Annotated in this window: 26 protein-coding genes; 5 read left to right on the top strand and 21 right to left on the bottom strand. The window is 68.2% G+C overall.

The features are described 5' to 3' along the window. Positions 1 to 18: 18 nt before the first annotated feature. The 15 genes from rplW to H9633_RS08320 all read right to left on the bottom strand — a co-directional run bounded on the left by rplW (position 19) and on the right by H9633_RS08320 (position 13525). Entirely contained in the window at positions 19 to 339 is a 321-nt protein-coding gene (gene rplW / locus H9633_RS08390) for a 50S ribosomal protein L23 (protein ID WP_071640284.1), read from the bottom strand. Then, positions 336 to 1001: a 50S ribosomal protein L4 gene (gene rplD, locus H9633_RS08385; RefSeq protein ID WP_071640286.1), complete on the bottom strand. Its 666-nt coding sequence runs from the start codon at positions 999 to 1001 to the stop codon at positions 336 to 338. The genes rplW and rplD overlap by 4 nt, the downstream gene beginning before the upstream one ends. A gap of 4 nt (positions 1002 to 1005) precedes the next feature. Further along, positions 1006 to 1665, bottom strand: a complete 660-nt coding sequence (rplC, locus tag H9633_RS08380; RefSeq protein WP_071640288.1) for a 50S ribosomal protein L3 — start codon at positions 1663 to 1665, stop codon at positions 1006 to 1008. 8 nt (positions 1666 to 1673) lie between these two features. Beyond that, the gene (gene rpsJ / locus H9633_RS08375) at positions 1674 to 1982 is read right to left on the bottom strand and encodes a 30S ribosomal protein S10 (protein WP_017201594.1); all 309 of its coding nucleotides are present in this window, start codon (positions 1980 to 1982) and stop codon (positions 1674 to 1676) included. 445 nt (positions 1983 to 2427) lie between these two features. Further along, positions 2428 to 3621, bottom strand: a complete 1194-nt coding sequence (tuf, locus tag H9633_RS08370; protein ID WP_071640290.1) for an elongation factor Tu — start codon at positions 3619 to 3621, stop codon at positions 2428 to 2430. Between the two features lie 153 nt (positions 3622 to 3774). Then, positions 3775 to 5889 carry an elongation factor G gene (gene fusA, locus H9633_RS08365; protein ID WP_071640292.1) on the bottom strand — a complete coding sequence of 705 codons (2115 nt, stop codon included), beginning with the start codon at positions 5887 to 5889 and terminating at the stop codon, positions 3775 to 3777. A 77-nt stretch (positions 5890 to 5966) separates the two neighbouring features. Then, on the bottom strand, positions 5967 to 6437 hold the full coding sequence (gene rpsG / locus H9633_RS08360) for a 30S ribosomal protein S7 (RefSeq protein WP_017201608.1): 471 nt from the start codon (positions 6435 to 6437) through the stop codon (positions 5967 to 5969). 5 nt (positions 6438 to 6442) lie between these two features. Then, entirely contained in the window at positions 6443 to 6811 is a 369-nt protein-coding gene (rpsL, locus tag H9633_RS08355) for a 30S ribosomal protein S12 (RefSeq protein WP_018187369.1), read from the bottom strand. Between the two features lie 211 nt (positions 6812 to 7022). Beyond that, the gene (locus H9633_RS08350) at positions 7023 to 7670 is read right to left on the bottom strand and encodes a spermidine/putrescine ABC transporter substrate-binding protein (RefSeq protein WP_071640295.1); all 648 of its coding nucleotides are present in this window, start codon (positions 7668 to 7670) and stop codon (positions 7023 to 7025) included. A gap of 65 nt (positions 7671 to 7735) precedes the next feature. Then, a complete protein-coding gene (locus tag H9633_RS08345) occupies positions 7736 to 8227 on the bottom strand; it encodes a hypothetical protein (RefSeq protein WP_191712774.1) in 492 nt (163 codons plus the stop codon). Between the two features lie 15 nt (positions 8228 to 8242). Beyond that, positions 8243 to 9358: an ABC transporter gene (locus H9633_RS08340; RefSeq protein WP_191712773.1), complete on the bottom strand. Its 1116-nt coding sequence runs from the start codon at positions 9356 to 9358 to the stop codon at positions 8243 to 8245. A gap of 123 nt (positions 9359 to 9481) precedes the next feature. Then, on the bottom strand, positions 9482 to 9640 hold the full coding sequence (locus H9633_RS08335; protein ID WP_181417655.1) for a hypothetical protein: 159 nt from the start codon (positions 9638 to 9640) through the stop codon (positions 9482 to 9484). A gap of 93 nt (positions 9641 to 9733) precedes the next feature. Next, on the bottom strand, positions 9734 to 10618 hold the full coding sequence (locus H9633_RS08330) for a sugar ABC transporter permease (protein ID WP_191712772.1): 885 nt from the start codon (positions 10616 to 10618) through the stop codon (positions 9734 to 9736). Next, complete coding sequence (gene malF / locus H9633_RS08325; RefSeq protein ID WP_191712771.1) at positions 10618 to 12222, bottom strand: maltose ABC transporter permease MalF; 1605 nt, start codon at positions 12220 to 12222, stop codon at positions 10618 to 10620. The genes H9633_RS08330 and malF overlap by 1 nt, the downstream gene beginning before the upstream one ends. An 88-nt stretch (positions 12223 to 12310) precedes the next feature. Further along, a complete protein-coding gene (locus H9633_RS08320) occupies positions 12311 to 13525 on the bottom strand; it encodes a sugar ABC transporter substrate-binding protein (protein ID WP_191712770.1) in 1215 nt (404 codons plus the stop codon). 241 nt (positions 13526 to 13766) lie between these two features. Between H9633_RS08320 and H9633_RS08315 the strand changes: the two genes are divergently transcribed. From H9633_RS08315 to H9633_RS08305, 3 genes are all read left to right on the top strand, one after another. Beyond that, complete coding sequence (locus tag H9633_RS08315) at positions 13767 to 15146, top strand: serine/threonine-protein kinase (protein WP_191712769.1); 1380 nt, start codon at positions 13767 to 13769, stop codon at positions 15144 to 15146. A 43-nt stretch (positions 15147 to 15189) separates the two neighbouring features. Next, positions 15190 to 15678, top strand: a complete 489-nt coding sequence (locus H9633_RS08310; RefSeq protein ID WP_071640312.1) for a YajQ family cyclic di-GMP-binding protein — start codon at positions 15190 to 15192, stop codon at positions 15676 to 15678. Between the two features lie 215 nt (positions 15679 to 15893). Beyond that, a complete protein-coding gene (locus H9633_RS08305; RefSeq protein ID WP_191712768.1) occupies positions 15894 to 16538 on the top strand; it encodes a GntR family transcriptional regulator in 645 nt (214 codons plus the stop codon). Here H9633_RS08305 and H9633_RS08300 read toward each other — a convergent pair. From H9633_RS08300 to H9633_RS08280, 5 genes are all read right to left on the bottom strand, one after another. Further along, positions 16447 to 17532: an alpha/beta hydrolase gene (locus H9633_RS08300; RefSeq protein WP_191712767.1), complete on the bottom strand. Its 1086-nt coding sequence runs from the start codon at positions 17530 to 17532 to the stop codon at positions 16447 to 16449. The genes H9633_RS08305 and H9633_RS08300 overlap by 92 nt on opposite strands. A 27-nt stretch (positions 17533 to 17559) precedes the next feature. Next, entirely contained in the window at positions 17560 to 18933 is a 1374-nt protein-coding gene (locus H9633_RS08295) for an FAD-dependent oxidoreductase (RefSeq protein ID WP_191712766.1), read from the bottom strand. A 13-nt stretch (positions 18934 to 18946) separates the two neighbouring features. Next, complete coding sequence (locus H9633_RS08290) at positions 18947 to 20008, bottom strand: polyprenyl synthetase family protein (RefSeq protein ID WP_191712765.1); 1062 nt, start codon at positions 20006 to 20008, stop codon at positions 18947 to 18949. A gap of 58 nt (positions 20009 to 20066) precedes the next feature. Further along, positions 20067 to 21335: an isochorismate synthase gene (locus H9633_RS08285; protein WP_191712764.1), complete on the bottom strand. Its 1269-nt coding sequence runs from the start codon at positions 21333 to 21335 to the stop codon at positions 20067 to 20069. Positions 21336 to 21417: 82 nt separating this feature from the next. Beyond that, positions 21418 to 21972 carry a DUF402 domain-containing protein gene (locus H9633_RS08280; protein ID WP_191712763.1) on the bottom strand — a complete coding sequence of 185 codons (555 nt, stop codon included), beginning with the start codon at positions 21970 to 21972 and terminating at the stop codon, positions 21418 to 21420. 41 nt (positions 21973 to 22013) lie between these two features. Here H9633_RS08280 and H9633_RS08275 point away from each other — a divergent pair, with 41 nt between their 5' ends. After that, positions 22014 to 22727 carry a class I SAM-dependent methyltransferase gene (locus H9633_RS08275; RefSeq protein ID WP_071640324.1) on the top strand — a complete coding sequence of 238 codons (714 nt, stop codon included), beginning with the start codon at positions 22014 to 22016 and terminating at the stop codon, positions 22725 to 22727. 9 nt (positions 22728 to 22736) lie between these two features. On the opposite strand, the gene H9633_RS08270 is transcribed toward H9633_RS08275, so the two are convergent. Continuing rightward, positions 22737 to 23591: a polyphosphate kinase 2 family protein gene (locus H9633_RS08270; protein ID WP_191712762.1), complete on the bottom strand. Its 855-nt coding sequence runs from the start codon at positions 23589 to 23591 to the stop codon at positions 22737 to 22739. 56 nt (positions 23592 to 23647) lie between these two features. Here H9633_RS08270 and rmuC point away from each other — a divergent pair, with 56 nt between their 5' ends. Then, positions 23648 to 25216, top strand: a complete 1569-nt coding sequence (gene rmuC, locus H9633_RS08265) for a DNA recombination protein RmuC (protein ID WP_191712761.1) — start codon at positions 23648 to 23650, stop codon at positions 25214 to 25216. Positions 25217 to 25223 lie beyond the last annotated feature (7 nt).

The following is a 25223-nucleotide window of genomic DNA, read 5'->3' as shown; positions in this document are numbered from 1 at the left end:
TCTGTCCTTATCCCCCGGTCAGCCGACTGCCGTGAAGATGTCGATGGAACCCGACTTCAGAGCCACGATCGCGCGCTTGGTGTCCTTGCGCTTGCCGGTGCCGAAGCGGGTGCGGCGGGCCTTGCCGACGCGGTTGATCGTGTTGACCGAGGCCACCTTGACGCCGAAGATCTTCTCGATGGCGAGCTTGATCTCGGTCTTCGAGGCGCGCGGGTCGACGAGGAAGGTGTACTTGCCCTCGTCGATCAGGCTGTAGCTCTTCTCGGACACGACCGGTCCGAGAATGATGTCGCGCGGGTCCTTGTTCAGGGCCGTGGCGAGAACGTTCTGCTCGGTCATGCCGAGACCTCCTCTGCGGTCGCGCCCGTCTTCGAGGCGATGAAGCCCTCGAGTGCGGCCTTGGTGAAGACGATGTCGTCGGAGACGACGACGTCGTAGGCGTTCAGCTGGTCGAAGCTGATCAGGTGAACGTTCGCGAGGTTGCGCACGCTCTTCGTGGTCAGCTCGTCGGAGCGCTCGATGACGACCAGCACGTTCTTCGACGGAGCGACGGAGGCCAGCAGGCCGGCCGCAGCCTTGGTCGAAGGAGTGCTGTCGGCGACGAAGGCCTCGACCGCGTGCAGACGCTCGCCGCGCAGACGGTCGCTCAGCGCGCCACGGAGGGCGGCGGCGATCATCTTCTTGGGGGTGCGCTGCGAGTAGTCACGCGGCTGCGGGCCGTGGACCGTGCCACCACCGCGGTGCTGCGGCATGCGGATCGAGCCCTGACGGGCGTTACCCGTGCCCTTCTGCTTGAAGGGCTTGCTGCCGGAGCCGGACACGTCGCCACGAGTCTTCGTGGCGTGGGTGCCCTGACGCGCGGCGGCGAGCTGCGCGACGACGACCTGGTGGATCAGCGGGACGTTGGTCTCGACGTCGAAGATCGAGGCGGGCAGCTCGACAGAGCCGGCCTTCTTGCCGTCGACCGACAGGACGTCGATTGCCAGAGTGGAGTCAGCCATGAGATCAGGCACCCTTCACTGCGTTGCGGACGTACACGATACGACCACGCGCACCGGGGACGGCGCCCTTGACGAGCATGAGTCCCTTCTCGGCGTCGATGGCGTGCACCGTGAGGTTGAGGACGGTCACGCGCTCGCCACCCATGCGGCCGGCCATGCGCATGCCCTTGAACACGCGGCTCGGGGTCGACGAGGCGCCGATCGAGCCGGGCTTGCGGTGGTTGCGGTGCGCACCGTGGGAGGCCGAGACGCCGGCGAAGTTGTGACGCTTCATGACACCGGCGGTGCCCTTGCCCTTGCTGGTGCCGACGACGTCGACCAGCTGGCCTGCCTCGAACACGCCGTCGAGCGTGAGCTCCTGGCCGAGCGAGTAGTCAGCGGCATCCGCGGTGCGGATCTCGGTGACGTGGCGACGCGGGGTGACGCCGGCTGCCTCGAAGTGGGCGGTCAGCGGCTTGTTGACCTTGCGGGGGTCGATCTGGCCGTAGGCGATCTGGATGGCGTTGTAGCCGTCCTTCTCGGGGGTGCGAACCTGGGTGACCACGTTCGGAGCCAGCTCGATGACGGTCACGGGGATGAGCTTCCCGTTCTCGTTCCACACCTGGGTCATGCCGAGCTTCGTGCCGAGCATGCCCTTGGAAATCTTTGCGTTGATGTCAACCATGGCGGACTTCAGAGCTTGATCTCGATGTTGACATCGGCGGGCAGGTCGAGACGCATCAGCGAGTCGACAGCCTTCGGCGTCGGGTCGACGATGTCGATCAGACGCTTGTGGGTGCGCATCTCGAAGTGCTCGCGGCTGTCCTTGTACTTGTGGGGCGACCGGATGACGCACACGACGTTCTTCTCGGTCGGAAGCGGCACGGGGCCGACGACGGTCGCGCCCGCACGGGTCACGGTGTCGACGATCTTTCGTGCCGACGTGTCGATGACCTCGTGGTCATACGACTTCAGGCGAATGCGGATCTTCTGTCCCGCCATTGTCTGCTCTCTCTCTATAGGCGTCGTACCATCCGGGACCGGGTGACCCTGGGGCATTGGACGCTCGATGGCGCTGATCGCGCCTTCGGCACTTGCGCACCGCTGTTCTCTTTTCACCATGAAGACGCCAGCATCGGATGCTCGCGTCTTCGAGTGGGATTCGCACGTCGTCTCGGGCATCGCCCTCGCTCAGTGCACGTTCTGCTGTCCGCGGCCTAGAACCCTGCAGCATCCTTGGGATGTCGCCGTCTATGCACTGTCGTGACAGTGATTCCGCGCATCATGAAGCGCGCAGAAATGTGGAACTTGACTATTCTGCCACGCGGATTCCGGCACCGCAAACCCGGGCGTGTCGCGCATGATCCCGCGGCTCAGGCCCCGCACCGCGGACACGCGAAGAGGGGCCGGACCCGAAGGTCCGACCCCTCTTCCGAGAAGCAGATGCTTACGCGAGCACCTTCGTCACCGTGCCGGCGCCGACGGTGCGGCCACCCTCACGGATCGCGAAGCCGAGGCCTTCTTCCATGGCGATGGGCTGGATGAGGTCCACCTTCATGTCGGTGGTGTCACCGGGCATGACCATCTCGGTGCCCTCGGGCAGCGTGATGACGCCGGTGACGTCGGTGGTGCGGAAGTAGAACTGCGGGCGGTAGTTCGTGTAGAAGGGGTTGTGACGGCCACCCTCGTCCTTCGACAGGATGTACGCGGTGCCCTCGAACTCCGTGTGCGGGGTGATCGAGCCCGGCTTCACGACGACCTGGCCGCGCTCGACGTCCTCGCGCTTGGTGCCGCGGAGCAGCAGACCGCAGTTCTCGCCGGCCCAGGCCTCGTCGAGCTGCTTGTGGAACATCTCGATACCGGTGACCGTGGTCTTCTGCGTCGGGCGGATGCCGACGATCTCGACCTCGGAGTTGATCGCGAGGGTGCCGCGCTCGGCGCGGCCCGTGACGACCGTTCCACGACCGGTGATCGTGAAGACGTCCTCGATCGGCATGAGGAACGGCTTGTCGCGGTCACGCTCGGGGTCCGGGATGGCGTCGTCAGCGGCCTGCATGAGCTCGAGGATCGAGTCGACCCACTTCTCTTCGCCGTTGAGGGCACCGAGAGCCGAGACCTTGATGACGGGAGCGTCGTCGCCGGGGAAGCCCTGCGACGAGAGCAGCTCGCGAACCTCGAGCTCGACGAGCTCCAGGATCTCCTCGTCGTCGACCATGTCCGACTTGTTCAGCGCGACCATCAGGTACGGCACGCCGACCTGCTTGGCGAGCAGAACGTGCTCGCGGGTCTGAGCCATCGGGCCGTCGGTGGCGGCGACCACGAGGATCGCGCCGTCCATCTGAGCAGCACCGGTGATCATGTTCTTGACGTAGTCGGCGTGGCCGGGGGCGTCGACGTGCGCGTAGTGACGCTTCGGGGTCTCGTACTCGATGTGCGAGATGTTGATGGTGATGCCGCGCTGACGCTCCTCGGGAGCCGAGTCGATCGAGGCGAAGTCACGCTGGACGTTGGTGTCCGACGGGTACTTGTCGGCGAGCACCTTCGAGATCGCGGCAGACAGGGTGGTCTTGCCGTGGTCGACGTGACCGATCGTTCCGATGTTGACGTGCGGCTTGGTCCGCTCGAACTTGGCCTTGGCCACTGGGTCCTCCTCAGGACGTTCGTGTAGAGATCGCCGGGCACTGGATTGTGACCGGCTCCCTACGGATTTCGGTTTCTCAGTTTAGTAGAGAGTGAATGTGAAGTTGTGGGGTACCGGATTCCAGGGCCGAGACCCCGGCATCCGGTGAAGGGCTTACTCGCCCTTGGCCTTCTGGATGATCTCATCCGCGACGGCGCGCGGAACCTCAGCGTAGCTGTCGAACTCCATGGAGTAGACGGCGCGGCCGGAGGTCTTCGAGCGCAGGTCGCCGATGTAGCCGAACATCTCGGACAGCGGCACCGAAGCGCGCACCACCTTGACGCCCTGTGCGTCCTCCATCGACTGGATCTGCCCGCGGCGCGAGTTCAGGTCGCCGATGACGTCGCCCATGTACTCCTCCGGAGTACGGACCTCGACGGCCATCAGCGGCTCGAGCAGCACCGGGTTGGCGCGACGTGCGGCCTCCTTGAAGCCCATCGAGCCGGCGATCTTGAACGCCATCTCCGAGGAGTCGACGTCGTGAGCGGCACCGTCGACGATGGTCGCCTTGACGCCCACCATCGGGTAGCCCGCCAGCACGCCGACGTTCATCGCGTCCTGGAAACCGGCATCGATCGAGCCGATGTACTCGCGCGGGATGCGACCGCCGGTGACGGCGTTGACGAACTCGTACGTCTTGTCGCCGTCGAGGTCGAGCGGCTCGATGTTGAACTGGATCTTCGCGAACTGGCCCGATCCACCCGTCTGCTTCTTGTGGGTGTAGTCGTGCTTCTCGACGGTCTTCTTGATCGTCTCGCGGTAGGCCACCTGGGGCTTTCCGACGTTCGCCTCGACGCGGAACTCGCGCTTCATGCGGTCGACGAGGATGTCGAGGTGCAGCTCGCCCATGCCCTTGATGGTCGTCTGACCGGTCTCGGGGTTGAGCTCGGTGCGGAACGTCGGGTCCTCCTCAGCGAGCTTCTGGATCGCGAGACCCAGCTTCTCCTGGTCGGCCTTCGTCTTCGGCTCGATGGCGACCTCGATGACCGGCTCCGGGAACGTCATCGACTCGAGCACGACCGGGGCGGCCGGGTCGGCGAGGGTGTCACCGGTGGTGGTGTCCTTCAGGCCGATGACGGCGTAGATGTTGCCGGCGGTGAGCGAGTCGACCGGGTTCTCCTTGTTGGCGTGCATCTGGAAGATCTTTCCGATGCGCTCCTTCTTGCCCTTGGTCGAGTTGACCACGGCAGAGCCCGAGTCGAGGTGACCCGAGTACACGCGCACGTAGGTCAGGCGACCGAAGAACGGGTGCACGGCGACCTTGAAGGCCAGGGCCGAGAACGGGTCGTTGGCGTCGGGGTGACGCTCGATGACCTTCTCCTCGTCCTTCGGGTCGTGCGCCTCGATGGCACCGACGTCGAGGGGGTTCGGGAGGTAGTCGACGACAGCGTCCAGCATCGGCTGCACGCCGCGGTTCTTGAACGCCGAGCCGCAGAGCACCGGGTAGATCTCGTTCGCGACGACCATCTTGCGGATCGCGCCCTTGATCTCGGCGATCGAGAGCTCCTCGCCGCCGAAGAACTTCTCGAGCAGCGCGTCGTCGGTCTCGGCGACGGTCTCGAGCAGGTGCTGGCGGTACTCCTCGGCCTTCTCCTGAAGGTCGGCGGGGATCTCCTGCACCTCGTACGAGGCGCCCATGGTCACGTCACCCTTGGAGTCACCGGGCCACACGAGCGCGCGCATCTCGATGAGGTCGACGACACCGATGAAGTCGCTCTCGGAGCCGATCGGAAGCTGCAGCACGAGCGGCTTGGCGCCCAGGCGGTTCACGATCGTGTCGACGGTGTAGTAGAAGTCGGCGCCCAGCTTGTCCATCTTGTTGACGAAGCAGATGCGGGGCACGTCGTACTTGTCGGCCTGACGCCAGACGGTCTCGGACTGGGGCTCGACGCCCTCCTTGCCGTCGAAGACGGCGACAGCGCCGTCGAGCACGCGCAGCGAGCGCTCGACCTCGACGGTGAAGTCCACGTGACCGGGGGTGTCGATGATGTTGATCTGGTTGTTGTTCCAGAAGCAGGTCACGGCGGCAGACGTGATCGTGATGCCGCGCTCCTTCTCCTGCTCCATCCAGTCCGTCGTCGACGCGCCGTCGTGGGTCTCGCCGAGCTTGTGGTTGACACCCGTGTAGAACAGGATGCGCTCGGTCGTGGTGGTCTTGCCGGCATCGATGTGCGCCATGATGCCGATGTTGCGGACCTTGCTCAGGTCGGTGAGCACTTCTTGTGCCACGGGGGTTCCTCCGGGATGGTTCAGGAACGAACAGAGAGTGGGAGCGGACGCCGCGGTGGCGGCATCCGCTCAGCCCTTTACCAGCGGTAGTGGGCGAAGGCGCGGTTCGACTCGGCCATCTTGTGGGTGTCTTCGCGGCGCTTGACCGCGGCACCCAGACCGTTCGACGCGTCGAGGATCTCGTTCTGCAGACGCTCGGTCATCGTCTTCTCACGACGGCCCTTGGCGTAGCTGACCAGCCAGCGCAGCGCGAGGGTGTTCGCACGGTGCGGCTTGACCTCGACGGGAACCTGGTAGGTCGAGCCGCCGACGCGGCGGCTGCGGACCTCGAGGGTGGGGCGCACGTTGTCGAGCGCCTTCTTGAGGGTGGCGACGGCGTCCTGGCCGTTCTTCGCCTCGACACCGCGGAGGGCGCCGTAGACGATGGACTCGGCGAGCGACTTCTTGCCGTCGACGAGGATCTTGTTCACCAGCGAGGTGACGATCGGGGCGCCGTAGACCGGGTCGTTGACGACGGGGCGCTTGGGTGCGGGACCTTTACGAGGCATCTGACTCAGCCCTTCTTCGCGCCGTAGCGGGAACGAGCCTGCTTACGGTTCTTGACTGCCTGGGTGTCGAGCGCACCGCGGACGATCTTGTAGCGGACACCGGGGAGGTCCTTCACACGACCACCGCGGACGAGCACCAGCGAGTGCTCCTGGAGGTTGTGGCCCTCACCGGGGATGTAGGCGGTCACCTCGGTGCCGTTGCGCAGCTTCACACGAGCGACCTTGCGCATCGCCGAGTTCGGCTTCTTCGGGGTGGTGGTGTACACGCGGGTGCACACGCCGGCCTGCTGCGGGTTCGCCTTCAGGGCGGGCGCCTTGGTCTTGGTGACCTTGGGCGAGCGTCCCTTGCGAACCAACTGCTGAATAGTTGGCACGTTCTCTCCTCATAGTGCTGCACGGTGACAGCGTGATGGGTTTCACATCATGACCCACCGGCTCGACAGAGAAGTCGGGCTTTTGGTGTGATGGGTATGCCGTGGGGGCGAACCGACGGTGCCGGCGCCCTGCGTGCGCACAGTGATGCACACACCCGATCAAGTGTACGCGCCACGGGCGGCGGCGGTCAAATGAGCACCGGATGCTGTGCTACGGCGTGTCCGGGTCGAAGGGCGAGTCCAGTGCTTCGCTGAGCTCGGCCAGCATCGCCTCGATCTGCGGCTCGACGTACTGCGAGATCGCCGCCTGCACGTGCAGTCGGTGCCGCAGCAGCAGGCCGCAGATCTCTCGTCCGACCATGTTGGCGTACTCGTCAGCGAGCGCGACTTCCTGACGCAGCGCGGCCTTGGCCTCGTCGGAGAGCGGGGGCAGAGGCGGCAGCTGGGCAGCCGCCTCGTCGGCCAGGCCCGCGACGGTGAACAGGAACGGCGCGCCCGGAACGGGGTCGGGATCGAGCGGCATCCCCTCGTACTCGGGATCGAGACCGTCGGCCGGCCGGTAGGCGCGCGACCGGTTCCTCGCCGCCTGGTGGTCGAGCTCGGCCTGGAGCATCGGCAGGTTGCGCGCGGTGTACTCGGCGACGGCCTGGTCGACGATCGACTTGATCCGCGTCGAGAGCCCGTGCTGCACCCCGTGCGGCACGTTGCCGCCGATGCCGACGGCGGAGAGCACGGGAGAGCCGAGGCAGCGACGACAGGGCGCCACCCGGCCCCGGTGCGTGGCCGGAGCCCAGCGCGGCACCCAGCGCAGCCAGGCCTCGACGGCCTGGTCGACGAGGGATTCCAGCGACCTCTCCACGAATACAGAGTAGGGCCGGGATGCCCTCCAGGCGCGCTTTCCTGCCAGTGGCGGCGCGTCCGCCGTCACTCGTCGTCGTCGCGCTCCCACGGCCACCGCGGCGTGCCCGACCGCGAGCGGCGCAGCGCCACGGCGATCCATCCGGCGATCAGCGCGGCGACGATGATGACGACGCTGGAGCCGCGGACGACGATCTGCGATGCGGCTGCCGACGCGTGCGCGAGTCCGGAGCCCCCGGCCATCGCCGACAGCCAGACTGCCGCGAGATGCGCGAGCGCCGTGGCCAGCGCCACGAGGACCATCGCGCCGTAGGGCGGAAGCCGCCTTCGCAGCACCGGTGCCAGCAGCAGCGCGAAGACGGCGATCGCGACCGCCATGCCCGCCACTCCCGGCCAGAGGGTGAGTCCCTCGACGGAGATGATGTCGACGTCGGCGAAGTACGACAGCATCCCCAGTCCGAGAATGGCGAAGGCGGCGAAGCAGACCCCGCCCACCACCCCGGCGAGAAACGCAGAGACCCCCTCCGGCACGGGGCCGCGGGGGTCTCTGAGGCTCATGCCGTCAGACTACGCTCATCGCAGTGCGGCAGGACCCGCTTCGAGCGTGCGCTCGTACTCCGCCTGCGCCTCGGCGTTGAGCGCCTTCTTCTTGGCTCCGCTGCGGGCGACCCAGGCGCCGAACCAGATCGTCAGCTCACGGGCGAAGATGAACGAGGCGATGGCCAGCGGTGCGAGCAGCTGCTCGTTCACCAGCTGGACCGACTCGGTGGCGGTGACACGCCAGAACGGCGCCTGGAAGAGCTGGCCGAGGATGTATCCGCCGTAGGTCGCGATGGCCACGAACAGGCCGAAGATGACCCACGTGCCCCAGCGAGCACGGTTGACGAAGGCGCCCAGCAGCCAGAACGACAGGAAGAACACGACGACCGGAACCCAGAACGACCACGTCATCAGCGTCTCGAGCGCGGCGGTGCCGACGTTCTCGAGGGTGACGTCGCCGCCCAGTGCGCCGAAGCCGAGGATCGCGGCGAGGTAGAGGATGGCGAAGGCAACCGTCGCCACCAGGCCGATGGCGCCGGCGGCGCCGCGGTTGCCCAGCTCGCGGGGCGGCTCGGGGGCCTGCACGAAGATCGGCTGCGGCGCCGCGGGCGGTGCGACGGGCTCGGCCGGAACGACCCGCGTCTCGGCGGCGGAGCCGCCAGGAGCGGCGTACGCGGTGTCGGCGACGGTCGGGTGGTGCTCCCGATCGGTGTCGATCACCCGGGCGGCGTCCGCATCGTGGGCGTGCCGGTCGGTGTCGGGCGCATCGTGGACCGCTGCCGCGTCACGGTGCAGGTCGTCGCGGTGCCAGTCGTCGCGGTGCGCGTCGTCACGGTTCGCGTCGTCACGGTTCGCGTCATGGCGATCGGCGCCGTCGGCGGCTGCCGCGTCGGCGAGGTCTGCGCGACGGTCGGCATCCGCGCGCGGGTCGACGGAAGCGGCAGGCTCGGAGGCGCCGAAAGTGCCGGGGTAGTCGCGCTCGGCAGCCGCGAACGCCTCCATGTCGGGGTCGACGGGCTTCGCTGCGGCCTCCGTGCTCGAGCCGCCCTCGCGCGCTGCGGCGGCGGCGTCGAGTCCCTCATTGGCACGGCCGACGACGTGGTCCACGTCGTGGTGCTGCTCGTTCTTGGGAACCTCGGGGTCGCTCATGTGATCGCCTCTCGTGATAGATGCACACCGAGGCTAGCGCCGACGGTGATTCGCGCCGCGCAGGCGTGCCGATGTGTTCGGGATCTCGGTGGTCGACGGGGACCTGTCATCGCGCCCGCCGGCTCACGGGGGAACCGTTCCGTCGAGCAGGTGACCGACCACGAAGAGCAGCCCCGGTCCCGCCGGAAGCGACAGCCAGAGCAGTGCGCCGACCACGCCCGCGCACAGCAGCCCGACGATCCAGCTGATCGCCAGATTGCGACCTCCCACGCGTGCGGCCACGCTCTCACCGTATGCCTCTCGAGCGCCCCGCCATGGCATCCGGTCGTCGTGTCTCGCCGACCATCTGCACCCGACGGCGAGCCGGGTCGCGACCTACTTGACGGCGCCTGCGGTGAGGCCGCCGACAATGTACTTCTGCAGGCAGAGGAACAGGATCATCACCGGGATCGCCGCCATCACGGCCCCCGCCGAGAAGGCCGACCAGTCGGCGTAGCGCGGGTTCGCGACGAGCTTGGTGAGACCCACGACGAGCGTCTGCTTCTCGGGGTCGATCAGGATGACGCTGGCGATCACGTACTCGTTGACGATGCCGATGAACGAGAGCAGCCCGACCACAGAGAGGATGGGCGCCACCAGCCGCAGGATGATCGTGAAGAAGATGCGGGCGTGCCCTGCGCCGTCGATGCGGGCCGCTTCGTCGATCTCCTTAGGAATCGTGTTGAAGAAGCCGTACATGAGGTAGGTGTTCACGCCCAGCGCGCCGCCGAGGTAGACCAGGATCAGGCCGGTGTGCGTGTTCAGGCCGATCGCCGGGAACCAGTCTCCGAGAGCCGACATGAGCATGAACAGCGCGACGACCGCGAGCAGCTGCGGGAACATCTGCACGACGACCACGGTGATCAGTCCGACCCGCCGTCCCGCGAACCGCATGCGCGAGAACGCGTAGGCGGCGCAGGCGCCGATGAACACCGTGAGCAGCCCGGTGATCGTGGCGATGATCAGGGTGTTCAGGAACCAGAGCGCGTAGGGGTTCTGCGGATCGGTGAGGATGCGCACGTAGCTGTCGATGCCGATGGCCGAGAAGAGCTGGTTCGAGCCGGTCAGCGTGCCCTTGGGGTTGAGCGATGCCGACAGCACGTACAGCAGTGGGAAGAGCGCGAACACGCTCACCACGATCGCGACGAGGTGGCGCCATCCGGTGTCGGCGAACCATGCGCCGAAGGAGCGCTTGGACGGCGCGAGGGTCTGGGTGCTCATCAGTTCAGCTCCTCGAGGGCCTTGGTCTTGCGGAAGCTGACGATCGAGATCGTCGCCACCACGATGAAGATGAGGATCGTGAACGCCGAGGCGAGACCGTAGTCTCGCGTCTGCCCGGTGAACGCCACCTTGTACACCATCGAGATCAGGATGTCGGTGTGCCCGACCGGGATCGAGACGTCGGTGAACCGCGGCCCGCCCTTGGTCAGCATGTAGATCAGGTTGAAGTTGTTGAAGTTGAACGCGAACGACGAGATCAGCAGCGGCGTCACGGTCACCAGCAGAAGCGGCAGCTTGATGCGCCTGAAGATCTGCCAGGGGTTGGCGCCGTCCATCACGGCCGCCTCGTTGACGTCCTCCGGGATGCCCTGCAGGGCCCCCATGCACACCAGGAACATGTAAGGGAATCCGAGCCACAGGTTCACGATGAGGATCGACACCTTCGCCAGCGTCGGGTCGGTCAGCCATGGGATCTCGGCTCCGCCGAGGAGCACCTGGTTGATGAAGCCGAAGCTCTCGTTCATCATCCCGGCCCACACCAGCGCCGACAGGAACGCGGGGAAGGCGTACGGCAGGATCATGATGATCCGGTAGGTGTTGCGGAACCGCATGCGGGTGTTGTTGAACACCAGCGCCATCAGCAGGCCCAGGAAGAAGGTGGATGCCACCGAGACGATCGCGAAGACGAACGTCCATACGGTGACCGAGATCAGCGGCCCGCGGATCGAGGCGTCGGTGACGGCCCGGACGAAGTTGTCGAACCCTACATTGACCTGCCATCCGGGCAGCAGCTGCTCGCCGTCGTCGGCGGTGAAGGCGCCGATGCCGGTGTCGGAGTAGATGACGCCGTTGCGCGTGTCGGTGATCGTGTCGGCGGCCGCGTCGTACTCGAGCTGCGAGATGTAGAGGTAGCCGCTCTGCCCGTCGGGAGTGCGCAGGCTGCCGTCGTTGGGATCGTCGCTGAACGGCACCGAGAGCTTCTCGAGCTCGGATGACAGGCTGAAGACCTCGGCGAGCGGGAGGGTGCGCCAGCCGTCGGTCGCAGTGGCGCTGCCGCCGTCGAACTGCGCGTCGACCTCGCGCAGCGGCTCGTCATTGGTTCCGAGCAGCGCGTCGCCGGTGTCGGGATCGGTCACGAGCAGGCCGTAGACGCCTGCCTGCTCGACGATCTGCACCGGGTAGACGGGCGAGTCCTCGACGCGCTCCTGGGCAGAGGCGAGAAGCGCGGAGACCGCCTGAGGCTTCGAGCCGTTGTGCCCGGTGCCGTAGTTGGTGAAGCCGATGTAGCCCGTGTAGACCAGCGCGAAGACCTGGAAGACGACCAGGAAGATGATTCCGGGCGTGAGGTACTTCGCGGGCACGCGTCGACGCGAGAAGTAGATGTAGTTCACCACGGCGGTGACGGCGATGACCACCGCGAGCACCAACCACTCCTGGTTGGCGAAGAGCACGAACGCCGCGTACACGGCGACCGCGTCGACGATCCCCAGCAGGAGGATCTTCAGCAGCATCCAGCCGACCGGCGTCGCGGCCGCCTCGGCGATCTGCGCGGCCTGTCGCTGGCGCTTGGTAGGAGGAGCGGTCTGCTCCATGGTCTCGGTCATCTCTGTTCCCGTTGTCGTCTCGCAGGCTCGATGATGGAGGCGCGCTCGAGGCGGGAGGGTATTCCCCGCCCCGAGCACGCCCGGGCGATCACTTGATCGCTGCGGAGACGTCGTCCGTGAGCTTCTGCCATGTCGCCTTAGGGTCGGCGCCGTTGATCACGGCCGCCTCGGCGATGCCCCAGTACTGCCAGACCGATCCCATCGCGGGGATCGCGGGCATCGGCACCGCGTCGGCGCCGACGGTCTGGAACCCGGCGATGATCGGGTCGGATGCCGCTGTGTCGGCGGCGGCGGTCAGTGCGGGCAGCACGTTGCCGGCCTTGAACAGTTCAAGCTGCACGTCTTCGGTGCCGATGTAATTGACGAGGAAGTCGTTCGCGGCGACCTTGTTCTTCGACTCCGAGCTGACGAAGAAGCCCTTGACACCGGCGAACGGCGAGGCCGCCTCTGCGGTGGGGCTGGGGATCGCGTCGATCGCGACGTCGATGCCGGCGTCGACGGCCGCGGCGACGTTCCACGGCCCGGTCAGCCAGAAGGCTGCGGTGCCGTCGAGGAACTGCTGCTTGGCGATCTCACCGTCGATGTCGGTGTTCAGCGTGCCGGACTGGCCCTGTGCGGCCAGCCAGTCGGCGAAGGCGAAGCCGCCCTCGCTGCCCAGCTGCAGGTCGGCCGGGTCGTAGCTGCCCGATGCGTCGGTGCCGAACACCGGGGCGCCGAAGGCAGTCTGGAACGGGTACATGTTGTACGGGTTGCCCTCGGCGCCCAACTCGACCACGAAGGTGCCCTTCGAGACCATGTCGTCGAAGCTCTTCGGAGCCTCGGGGACGAGCTTCGTGTTGCGCAGCATGGCGATGTTCTCGACCGCGTACGGGAGCATGTAGACCGTGCCCTCGTAGGTGGCCGCCTGAGTCGCGACGGGCAGGTAGCCGTCGGCCGAGTCGCCGAGCTCGATCGGGGCGACGACACCGTTGGTCGACAGCTCGCCGAGCCAGTCGTGAGCACCCATGACCACGTCGGGGCCCTTGCCGGTCGGCGCCTGCTGGATGAAGTCGTCCTTGATGTCGTCGACCGACTTGCCGACGAGGTCGACGGTGACGCCGGTCTTCTCCTCATAGGCGTCGGCCGCACCCTTGAGCGCGTCGACGCGCTCCGCGTCGAGCCAGACGGTGAGCTTGCTGGCCGCGCCCTTGCCTGACGAGTCCTCGTCGGCGGAGGGGGTGGATGATGCGCAGCCGCTCAGAGCGATTGCGGACGTGACGGCGAGTGCGCCGAACGCGAGGATGCTTCTCTTGGTCACCTTCATTGGTGCTTACCTCTCTGGATGCGAATGGTCTGCAGGAAACTGCAAGCGCTTACAGTATGCACTCCGTCGGGAGCTTTTCGGTAGGGTCGACTGAAAGCGTTTCCAAATCGAGATCCTCCTGCACCCTCCCGGCCTATTGCACGTCCTGACGTCGACGTCAAGGCGGAAGACGATGCGGGCCGGCGCCCCCTAGCTTGGGCAGGGTCACGGCGCCCGAGCCGTGCCGGATTGCGGAGTTCCGATGGACACGATCGACGACGAGGCGACGGCCCCTCTTCTCGACGGACGGTACCGGCTCGACGGCTGTGTCGGCCGAGGCGCGACATCCATGGTCTACCGCGCACACGACTCGCTGCTGCGCCGTACGGTCGCCATCAAGCTGCTCCGCGCGGACGACGAGACGCCTTTGGAATCCGAGCGCGTCCACAGTGAGACGGCGCTTCTGGCGTCCCTCTCCCACCCCTCTCTCGTCGCCCTGTACGACGCGAGTCTCGATCTTCCGCACCCGCGATACCTGGTGATGGAGTTCGTCGACGGGCCCACGCTCGCCACGCACCTCACCCGGGGCACCCTCACTCGCGGCGAGGCTGCCGCTATCGGTCGCGATCTGGCTGACGCGCTGCGCGTCGTCCACGCCCGCGGCATCGTGCACCGCGATGTCAAGCCGTCGAACGTCCTTCTCGCTCGCGCCGAAGGAGACGCCGGCTGGAACGCGAAGCTCACCGACTTCGGGATCGCCTTCCACCCCGATGAGGCACGGCGGACGTCGCCAGGCATCGCAATCGGCACGGCCGCATACATGGCACCGGAGCAGGTGCGGGCCGACCCGATCACCCCGGCAGCGGACATCTACTCGCTCGGACTCGTGCTGCTTGAGTCGTTGACCGGCGAGCCGGCGTTCCCGCGCACCCGTGACGTGCAGACCGCGCTCGCACGGCTGGTCAGCGAACCGGGCATCCCCGACGGGCTCGGCGCCGAGTGGGTTCATCTGCTGCGACGGATGACCCACAGCGAGCCGGATCAGCGCCCGACGGCGGCCGAGGTAGTGCACGAGGTGTCGATCATGTCGGCGGATGCCCGTGACGACACCACCGGCGTGCCGGACGACATCACCGGAAGGACGGCAGCACTGCCTGCGGTGTCGATCGCCACGCCCGCGGCGCCGAAGATCGCGTCGGCGACGACGCCCGACGTGCAGAAGCGCGGCCCCATGCGTCGTCGGACGATGGGCGCATTCGCGGCCGTTGCAGCGGCGGCCGCCGTTCTCGCCGGTGGGTGGATGGCGTGGCCGGCCGGTACGTCTCCGACGCCGACCGTCACGCCGGCCGAGGTCGCAGAGACTCCGACAACCCCGGATGCCGACCAGCCGGTCACCACGCCGATCGCCGAGACACCGGTCGAACCCGTCGAGCCGGCGCAGCCATCCCAGCCCGACCAGTCCGAGGTGCAGGCCGACGTGCAGACCGCAGGCACCTCGCCGGCGGAGAAGGCCAGTGGGAACCCGAACGCCGGGCCGGGCAACAACTCTGGAAGCCCGCCCGAGACGAACTCCGGGAAGGCCGCCGGAAAGAGCGACTCCCCACAGGGCAAGGGAAACGGCAACGGCAGAAAGGACAAGTGATGCACCGCCTCCGGTGGGGGGGCAACGCTCTATGGTGGTAGTCATGGCTGACTCTTCGTTCGACATCGTCTCCAAGGTTGATCACCAGGAGGCCGACAACGCTCTCAACCAGGCACGCAAGGAGATCGAGCAGCGCTACGACTTCAAGGGCACCGGCGCCTCGATCTCGTGGAGCGGCGAGCAGATCGTGATCGTCGCGAACTCCGAGGAGCGCGTGAACGCCGTGCTCGACGTGTTCCAGTCGAAGCTGATCAAGCGCGGCATCTCTCTGAAGAGCCTCGAGTCGGGTGAGCCGGTCGCGAGCGGCAAGGAGTACCGCCTCACGTCGAGCCTGAAGGACGGCATCTCGAGTGAGAACGCGAAGAAGATCGGCAAGATCATCCGCGACGAGGGCCCCAAGGGCGTGAAGAGCCAGATCCAGGGCGACGAGCTGCGCGTGCAGTCGAAGAGCCGCGACGACCTGCAGGCTGTGATCGCCCTGCTCAAGAGCAGCGACCTCGACATCGACCTGCAGTTCATCAACTACCGCTGACACGCTCCTGTCTCAGCCGAGAGCCGCGCTCACCGGGTGAGCGCGGCTCTTGTGCTCCCTCCCCCTGACGAGCGCCGTGCGCGTCGCCTGACGGTCGCGTCGCGACGGCGCGGACAGCGCCGCCGGAGCCATGTCGGACCCGCTGAGTAGAATGCCGGTGTATGGGTTGTATGGGGCAGCCCGGGGACGCCGTGAGGCGTATTGGGGAGAGATACATGGTCGACGTCGAACGACCGCCGAGGGTCGATATCGCGGCAAGGAAGCAGCTTCTCGCCGAGGGCCTGTTCCATCTGATCGGTGAGCGCATCGTGAGCGGCGAGCTCGCCCCGGGGGCGCGGATCCGCGACAGCGAGCTGGCCGCCGAGCTGTCGGTGTCGCGCACGCCCGTGCGCGAGGCGCTGCAACGACTCGAGCGCATCGGTCTCGTCATGATGTATCCGAGCAGATACACCGAGGTGTCGTCGGTCACGCCAGATCAGGTCGAGACGGCGCACATCTTCGCCGGTCTGCAGGCGAGTCTCATCGTGCGCCTCGCCTGCCCGCGTCTCAAGCCCGGCGAGGTGAGGACGGTCGGCCGGCTCATCCGCGCCGTGGCCGCCGACGTGTCGGATCCGGTCTCGACCTCGAGTGCACGGCGCGCCGTGATCGAGTACCTGGCCGCCCGCACGGGCAACGCCCTGCAGCAGGCGGTGATCGACGAGGCCAGCCTCGCCCTCGCACGTGCGCTGAAGACGCACGAGGTGCCGGTCGAACGACGCCCGTCGGTGATCAGCGCGTGCGCAGAGCTGGAAGACGCGCTGCAACGAGGCGACGCGGATGCCGCCGAGCAGGCGTGTCGGCGGATGTACTGGCTCGTCTGAGCGCGGTGTCGGAGTGCGCCCACCCGCGCACCCAGCGGTCGAGGCGCGCGTATGCGTCGGCGCGCGCGTCTGGGCGTGAGAGGAAGACGTCGTGCAGTGCGCCATCGATCCGCTCGACGGTCACCGAGCGACCGAGCTTGAGCGCGGCTCGGGCGATGTCGTCGACCACGAGCACGCTGTCCGCCGACGTCAGCTCATCGGACCATCGGGTGGGCAGCGCCGACCGCGCCGAGAGGAGCACGCAGATCGGCGCCTCGATGTTCAGGCCCCGTGACACGGCGGCGTGCCCGGCGAGCACCGCCCGCAGCCAGGCGGCGTGCACGGTCATCGCCTGCTCCGGCCGCCACAGCGGATTCACCTCGACCGGATCGTCCGGATCCGCCACTTCGCGCTGCGCCCTCGTGTAGAAGCCGAGGTCGACCTGAGGCGCCGCCTCCATCGGACGCAGCCGGGCCTGCAGCTCGACCACCGGGGTGATCGCCGCGCGAGCAGCGCCGAGCTGGAACTCCAGCCACGGCGCATTGAGCACGACGGCGTCGACCTGACCCGGATGACGCGATGCCCACAGGCTGAGGATGAGCCCTCCTGTGGAGTGACCGAGCAGCACGAGACGCCGGCCAGCGGCATCCCCCCTCGCCTCGAGCGCCGCCGCGATGTCGGCGTCGTACTCGTCGAGATCCGTCGCGTATCCCGGTGTCTGCCCGGGGCGCAGGCTGCGACCGTACTTGCGCAGGTCGAGAGCGAAGAACCGGGCACCGCGATCGTTCCAGAACCGCGCGAGCCGCTTCTGGAAGAAGTAGTCCGACCACCCGTGCACGTAGAGCACGTCGACGTCGGCCAGCGGGCGGCGGTCGCCACCCGGCCGCCACCACGGGACGGGACGGGGCAGAGCGCGCACGACGGTCGCGACGATCTCCCCCTCGACGTCCTCTCCCAGCGGGAGGGTGAGCTGCTGGAAGCCCTCACCGAGCACATCGGGAACCCAGTCGGCCATGCCTTCAACCTACCGGGCGCGGAGATCTCACTCCCCGCGCGAGACGCGCACCATCTCGTCGCGCGGCACGAGCTTCACCCGTGCACGCTCGTGCGGCGCGCCGAGCTCGATCTCGTGCGCGTCGAGACGGTGCCAGCCCTCGAGGTCGGTCCATGCCACGCCGCGCTCGGCGAGCAGTGCCGGGATCGCCCCGTCGGACGGATCCTCGGGCTGCCACCACGAGCCCTGGTCGTTGATCAGATGCCGCACCGTCTCCATGGCATCCGACTTGGTGTGGCCGATCAGGCCGACCGGACCGCGCTTGATCCAGCCTGTCGCGTAGATGCCGGGCACGCGCTGGTTCGACTTCGTCTCGAGCACCTGTCCCTCGCGGTTGGGGATCACGCCGTGCTTCTTGTCGAACGGCACTCCGGGCAGCGGCGAGCCGAAGTACCCGATCGCGCGGTAGAGCGCCTGCATCGGCACCTCGCGCATCTCGCCGGTGCCGACCGCACCGCCGGCGCCGTCGGACGTCGTGCGCTCGTAGACGAGCGCCGCGACGCGGCCGTTCTCGTCCTTCCTGACCTCGACCGGGCGAGCCCAGAAGTGCAGGTGCAGGCGACGGGATGCCGTGCCACCCGCGTTGTTCACCGAGTCGAGCTTGCGCCACGACTGCATGATGCGATCCATCACCATGACCTGCTTGTTGCTGGTGACGGCCTGGCGTGACGCCTCGTCGTAGTCGAAGTCCTCGTCGTACACGACCATGTCGACATCGCGCAGCTCCCCCAGCTCGCGCAGCTCGAGCGGCGTGAACTTCACCTGGGCCGGGCCGCGGCGACCGAACACGTGCACGTCCGTGATGCGGCTGGCCTTCAGACCCTGGTAGACGTTGTCGGGCACCTCGGTGACGAGCAGATCGTCAGCGTGCTTGGCGAGCATCCGCGCGACGTCGAGCGCGACGTTGCCATTGCCGATGACGCCGACCGACTCGGCATCCAGACTCCACTCGCGGGGCACATCCGGATGCCCGTCGAACCAGCTCACGTACTCGGCCGCGCCGAACGAGTGGTCGGCGTCGATGCCCGGGATGTCGAGCGATGAATCGCGCACGGCGCCGGTGGCGAAGATCACCGCGTTGTAGTGGCGCTTCAGGTCGTCGATCGTGATGTCGGTGCCGAAGCGCACGTTGCCGAACAGGCGGATGTCACCGCGGTCCAGCACGTCGCGCAGCGCCGTGATGATGCCCTTGATGCGCGGGTGATCGGGGGCGACGCCGTAGCGGACCAGACCGTAGGGCGCGGGCAGCTGCTCGAACAGGTCGATGGAGACATCGAACTTGCGCTCGGCCTTGAGCAGGAGGTCGGCGGCGTAGATGCCTGCCGGTCCCGCCCCGACGATGGCCAGCTTGAGCTTCGTCATGGGGTTCCTTCCGTCAGCTGCTGCGATCAGCGAGAGTCTCCGCGAACCGGGTCAGCGCGTCGCGCACGGTGCCCTTGGGCAGTGGCGCGAGCGCGGCGACGGCGTCGGCCGTCCAGGTGCGGGCGAGAGTCAGAGTCTGTGCAGTGGCATCGTTGTCACGCAGCTCGGCGAGTGGTCCGTCGAGCACCGACGAGTCTGCACCCTCGGCGATGCGCGCGACGCCCTCATCGATACGGCGGGCGAGGTCGACGTCGTCGGGTGCGGTGCTCGTCTTCAGCAGCAGCGACGGCATGGTCGGCACACCGGCGCGCAGGTCGGTGCCCGGCACCTTGCCGGTCTCCTCTGCGTCGGCCGAGAGGTCGATCACGTCGTCGAGCAGCTGGAAGGCGACACCCACCTTCTCGCCGTAGACGCGCAGCGGCTCTTCGAACTCGGCCGGGGCGTTCGAGAAGATCGCACCGCCCTGTGTGGCCGCGGCGATCAGCGAGCCGGTCTTGTCGGCCAGAACCTGGATGTAGAAGTCGATCGGGTCATCACCGGGCTGCGCGCCGACGGTCTCGCGAAGCTGGCCGAGCACGAGCCGCTCGAACGTGTCGGCCTGCAGGCGCATCGCGCGATCGCCGTACCGCGACATGATCTGACTCGCCCGCGAGAACAGGATGTCGCCGGTGAGGATGGCGACGTTGTTGCCCCAGACCGCGTGCGCTGCGGGGACGCCGCGGCGGGTGTCGGCGCCGTCCATCACGTCGTCGTGGTACAGCGAGCCGAGGTGGGTGAGCTCGAGTGCCTTGGCGACGTCGATGACCGCGGCGGTGCCGCCGTCGCCGAGCTGGGCGGTGAGCAGGGTGAGCACCGGCCGGATGCGCTTGCCGCCGGCCTCGTAGAGGTAGCGGGCCGCGGCATCCGCGATGGAATCGGCCACCTTGACCTCTTCGGCGATGCCCGCCTCGACCAGGTCGAGACCGGCCTCGATGCGCGAGGCGACCCGCCGCGCACCGGGGCCGAGGAAGATGCGGTCGCTGAAGCCGAGTCGGCTCGCCAGTCGCGTGCCCGGGGTCGCGGGGCCTGAAGTCACGTAGTCAACCCTACCTTCGCGACAGAGGGCGACGGCACGACGGGCGCCCAGAAACCGCTCACGCGAGCGCGTCGACGAGCGGCCGGAATTTCACGCGCGTCTCCAGCAGCTCCGACTCCGGCTCGCTGCCCGCGACGATGCCCGCCCCGGCGTACGCCGTGACGCGCCTCGCGCCGGATGCCGCGCCGGGCACGTCACCGAACTGCGCGCAGCGCAGCGCGATCGCCCACTCGCCGTCCCCGGCTGCGTCGATCCAGCCCACCGGCCCGGCGTAGCGCCCCCTGTCGAAGGGCTCGATGCGCCGGATCGCGGCGATCGCGGCATCCGTCGGCGTACCCGCGACAGCGGCGGTGGGATGCATCGCCCCGACCAGATCGAGCGATGAGGCGCCGTCGCTGAGTCGCCCCGCGACGTCGGTCGCGAGGTGGAAGAGATTGGGCAGCTCGAGCACGAACGGCTCGGTGTCGGCGTCGAGCGCACTGGTGTGCGGGCCGAGCGCGGCGAGAACGCTGTGCACGGCGTACCGGTGCTCGTCGAGGTCCTTCCCGCTCGCGGCGAGCGCGGCGGACGCCGCGTGGTCCTCGGACGGGTCGGCCCCGCGGCCTGCCGTGCCGGCCAACACGCGCGCGGTGACCACCCGCTCGCGTGCGGTGACGAGGGTCTCGGGGCTCGCGCCGATGAGGCCGTCGACGGCGAACGTCCATGTGTCGGGGTACCCGATCGCCAGCGCACGCACGAGGCGGCGCAGGTCGGCGTCGCCGGGGACGGTGCCCGTCAGGTCGCGTGCGAGCACGACCTTGCTGAACGCGCCGGCGGCGATCTCGTCGAGCGCGCCGCGCACGGCATCCTGATACCCCTGCGGGGTCTGGGCGCCGGGTCCCACGCGACCGGCCCAGTGCGGACCGAGGACGGCCGGGGCGGGGAGCGAGGCGAAGCCGGCATCGGATGCGGGACGGATGCGGGTGATCCAGCTGCGTCCGTCCCGCAGCCCGATCACCGTCTGCGGCACGAGCAGCACGCTGTCGGACGAGGAGTCCTCATCGAAGGCCAGCGCGCCGAAGCCGACCAGCCCGGTGCCCGGCAGGCGCACCTCGTCGTCGATGTCGGCCAGCGCGGTGATCTCGCGCCAGACGTCGGCGATGACCTCGCTGCGCTTGCGGCCGCTGCCCGCGGGAGCGCGGACGACCGCGGCGATCCCGTCGCCGGCGGCCACGATGCCCTCGCCACGGCGCAGCCAGACGAGAGGCCGGACGGCGGAGGTGTGCGCCAGCAGATCCCCGACGGGTGGGATCTCGCGGGTCTCGGCGACCAGGCGGATGCTGCTCACCCGTACAGCCTATCCGCGCGGCGGGGGCGCGGGATCGGCGCGGCGGGCGTCACATTCCCCGTTTCGTCACGGGATGCGGGGGTCAGCGGTCGAGGCCGAGGGCGATGAGGCGGTCGAGCCACGGGTCGGCGGTGGCGTCGTCGAAGGGAGCCAGCTGCGCGCGCACCTGCCGCTCCAGTTCGAGGGCGCGACCCTCGAGGTGGTCGATGACCTCGGCCGGGTATCCGTAGCGGATGCTGTGCTCGGCCCACTCGTCGCGGTCGTCGACGTAGGTGCCCTGCTCGTTCAGGCGCCGCACGACGTCGAGATCCATGTCGATCGCGGTCGACACCCGCGGGTCGTCTGTCCAGCGCAGGTCCCACGCGAGGTCGATGTAGACACGCAGGCCGCGCGGGTGCCCGCGGTGCACGGTGAGCGCGAAGTCGGTGTGGTCGCGCGGCACGAGCGTGACGTTGGGCGACTCGGCGACGAAGTCGGCACCGGGCCGGTGGCTGCGCCAGCCGACCGGCTGGCCGACCCAGTCGCCCCACCCGTCGGCCCCCAGGTAGACGACGTGGTTGTTCCAGTGCGGCGACCCGTCCCACTTGCGCCAGGTCATGGCCATCGGCGTGCCGGGTGCGGGGCGGTTCGCGATCACGCGGCGAGTCTATGGGCGAGTGCGCGCTTTAGGATCGAAGCATGCAGCCGAACCGCGCCGATCTCGGCAAGAACCCCTCCCGTGTCAGCGGCATGTTCGACCAGGTCGCGAAGGGGTACGACCGCACGAACACCGTCATGACCCTCGGCAACGACGCCCTGTGGCGGGCGGCGACGACGCGTGCGGTCGCGCCGAGGCGCGGGGAACGGATCCTCGATCTGGCCGCCGGCACGGCATCCTCCTCCGCCTCCCTCGCCGCCGGCGGAGCGCAGGTCGTCGCCGCCGACTTCTCCCCGGGGATGCTGGCCGAGGGCCGCCGCAGGCACGGGCACCTGCACAACATCACCTTCATCGAGGCGGATGCCACGGACCTGCCCTTCGGCGACGAGGAGTTCGACGCGGTCACCATGTCGTACGGCCTGCGCAACGTGCAGGAGCCGAAGAAGGCGCTGCGCGAGCTGCTGCGCGTCACGAAACCCGGCGGCCGCATGGTGATCAACGAGTTCTCGACCCCTCCCGGGCGCTTCTTCCGCGGGTTCTACCGCTTCTACAACGCGCAGGTCCTGCCGCGCATCGCACGTCTGGCCGGCACCAACGGCGACGCCTACGACTACCTGAACGAGTCGATCCGCGACTGGCCCGACCAGCGCACCCTGGCGGGATGGATCCGCGAGGCGGGCTGGACGGATGTCGAGTACCGCAACCTGTCGTTCGGCATCGTCGCCCTGCACCGCGCCCGCAAGCCCCAGGCCTGAGCCTCCGGCTCAGCTGGCGGCGAGTCGCTTCTTCTCCGCCTCGACGTCGTAGTCGGCGAGCGGCCACTGCGGGTCGATGTCCTCCAGTGCGTCGATGAGCAGCTCCTGCACCGCGAGGCGCGCGTACCACTTGCGGTCCGCGGGCACGACGTACCACGGCGCCTCCGGTGTCGAGGTGCGGTCGAACGCGGTCTGATAGGCGTCCATGTAGTCGTCCCAGAGCATCCGCTCGTCGACGTCTCCGGGGTTGTACTTCCAGTGCTTGTCGTGGCGTTCCAGCCGCTCCATCAGCCGCTCCTTCTGCTCGTCGCGCGAGATGTGCAGCATGACCTTGACGATGCGGGTTCCGGATGCCGCGACGCGGCGTTCGAAATCGATGATCGCGTCGTACCGGCGCTCGATCTCGGACTCGTCGGCCAGAGCGCGCACGCGACCGATCAGCACGTCCTCGTAGTGCGAGCGGTCGAAGACGCCGATCATCCCCGGCCGCGGCAGCCGCTTCTCGACGCGCCACAGGAAGTCGTGCGCGAGCTCCTGCTCGGTGGGCGCCTTGAACGCCGCGAAGTCGACGCCCTGTGGATCGACTCCGCCGACGACGTGACGCACGATCCCGCCCTTGCCGGCGGTGTCCATCGCCTGCAGCACGAGAAGCACCGCGTCGTGCCCGTCGCCCACGCGGCTGGCTGCGAACAGGCGCTCCTGCAGCTCGTCGAGTCGCTGCTCGCGTTCCTCGAGCAGCGCGGTGCCGCTGCTCTTGTCACCGTCGAAGCCGGGGTGCGCGTCGGCGTCGACGTCGGCGAGCGAGAATCCCTCTCGCACTCTGAGCAGCTCTGCCGGTTCGGTCGTCCACGTGTGCGTCGCCATGCACACATCATGCCCCTGGAACGGGAATGTCGGCGCCCTGGTTCACAATCGGATGCATGGACACCGTTCTCGTCGTCGTCATCGCGGTGATCGCCGCCGCCCTCGCCGGAGCGCTCGGATTCGCGGTCGGCGCTCAGCGCGGCCGGTCGGCCGATGCCGACCAGCGTGCCGAGGCCGCTGCGGCGGTGCTGCGCGTCGCCGCCCTCGAGCGGGAGGCCGAGGCGCTGCGCGCCGAGACCGCCGCCCGGGTGCAGGACGAGCGGGCGCTGGCCGACCGTCGCGTGGCCGAGGGCAGGGAGCTGGCTGAGACCGCGCTGGCGGATGCCCGACGCGAGGCGCAGGAGCGGCTCGCGCACGAGCGTGCCGAGCACGCCCGTCGCCTGGCCGAGGTGCGCGACGAAGCCGACGCGGACGTGCTCGCGGAGCGTCGACGCGCGGCGGAGCGCCTTGACGAGCTGAAAGCCGATCAGAAGCGCCTCGCCGACGAGTTCGACGCGCTCAGCCGCAGGGCGCTGGAGGCCAACACGAAGGCGTTCCTGCAGCAGGCCGAGGAGCGGCTCAAGCGCAGCCAGAGCGAAGGTGCCGCTGAGCTGCAGAAGCGACAGGATGCCGTGCAGCAGCTCATCGAGCCGATCCAGAAGACGCTCGACACCGTGAAGTCGGAGATGACGACCGCCGAGAAGACACGGCTGGAGGCGCACGCCGCGCTCGCCGAGCAGCTGCAGATGATGCGCCAGTCGTCGGAGACGCTCGGCTCCGAGACCCGCAATCTCGTCAACGCGCTGCGCGCGCCGCAGGTGCGAGGCCGCTGGGGCGAGCTGCAGCTGCGACGCGTGGTCGAGGCCTCGGGCATGGTGAACCACGTCGACTTCGACGAGCAGCTGCACCATTCGACCGACGACGGTGCCCTGCGCCCCGACCTCGTGGTGCACCTTGCCGGCGACAAGCGCGTCGTCGTCGACTCGAAGGTCGCGTTCAGCGGGTATCTCGAGGCGATGGAGGCCACCGACGACACCGTCCGCACACAGCGCCTGCAGGCCCACGCGCGTCATCTGCGCAAACACATCGACGACCTGAGCACCAAGCAGTACTGGGATGTCGTGGCCGGGTCTCCCGAGTTCGTCGTGATGTTCGTGCCCGCCGAGCCGTTCCTGGCTGCCGCCCTCGATCAGGACGCCACGCTCTACGAGTACGCCTTCGAGCGGAACGTCGTGATCGCGACGCCGTCGACGCTCATCGCCCTGCTGCGCACCGTGGGGCACGCGTGGCGGCAGGACCAGCTGGCCCAGGAGGCGCAGCAGATCTTCACGGTGGGCAAAGAGCTGCACAAGCGGCTCGGCACCCTCGGTCAGCATCTGGCGAAGCTGGGCCGCAGTCTCAACTCGACAGTCGACGCGTACAACCGGTTCGCCGGGTCCCTCGACCGCAACGTCGTCACGCAGGCCCGCCGCTTCAGCGCCCTGCAGGGGCTCGACGACGTGCTCACCGAGACGCAGCCGGTGGAGGCCCAGGCGGTCGCTCCGCAGAAGAGCGACCTGTACGAGATCGAGGCGGCCGGCGCGGACGCTTCCGACGAGCGCTTCGCGAGCGCCGACCTGGGCGAGATCGCGCAGCGCCTGGACTGACCAGGCA

This window comes from Microbacterium commune, from assembly GCF_014836945.1.
GTDB lineage: Bacteria > Actinomycetota > Actinomycetes > Actinomycetales > Microbacteriaceae > Microbacterium > Microbacterium commune.
This window is presented reverse-complemented; position numbering and strand designations above follow the sequence as displayed.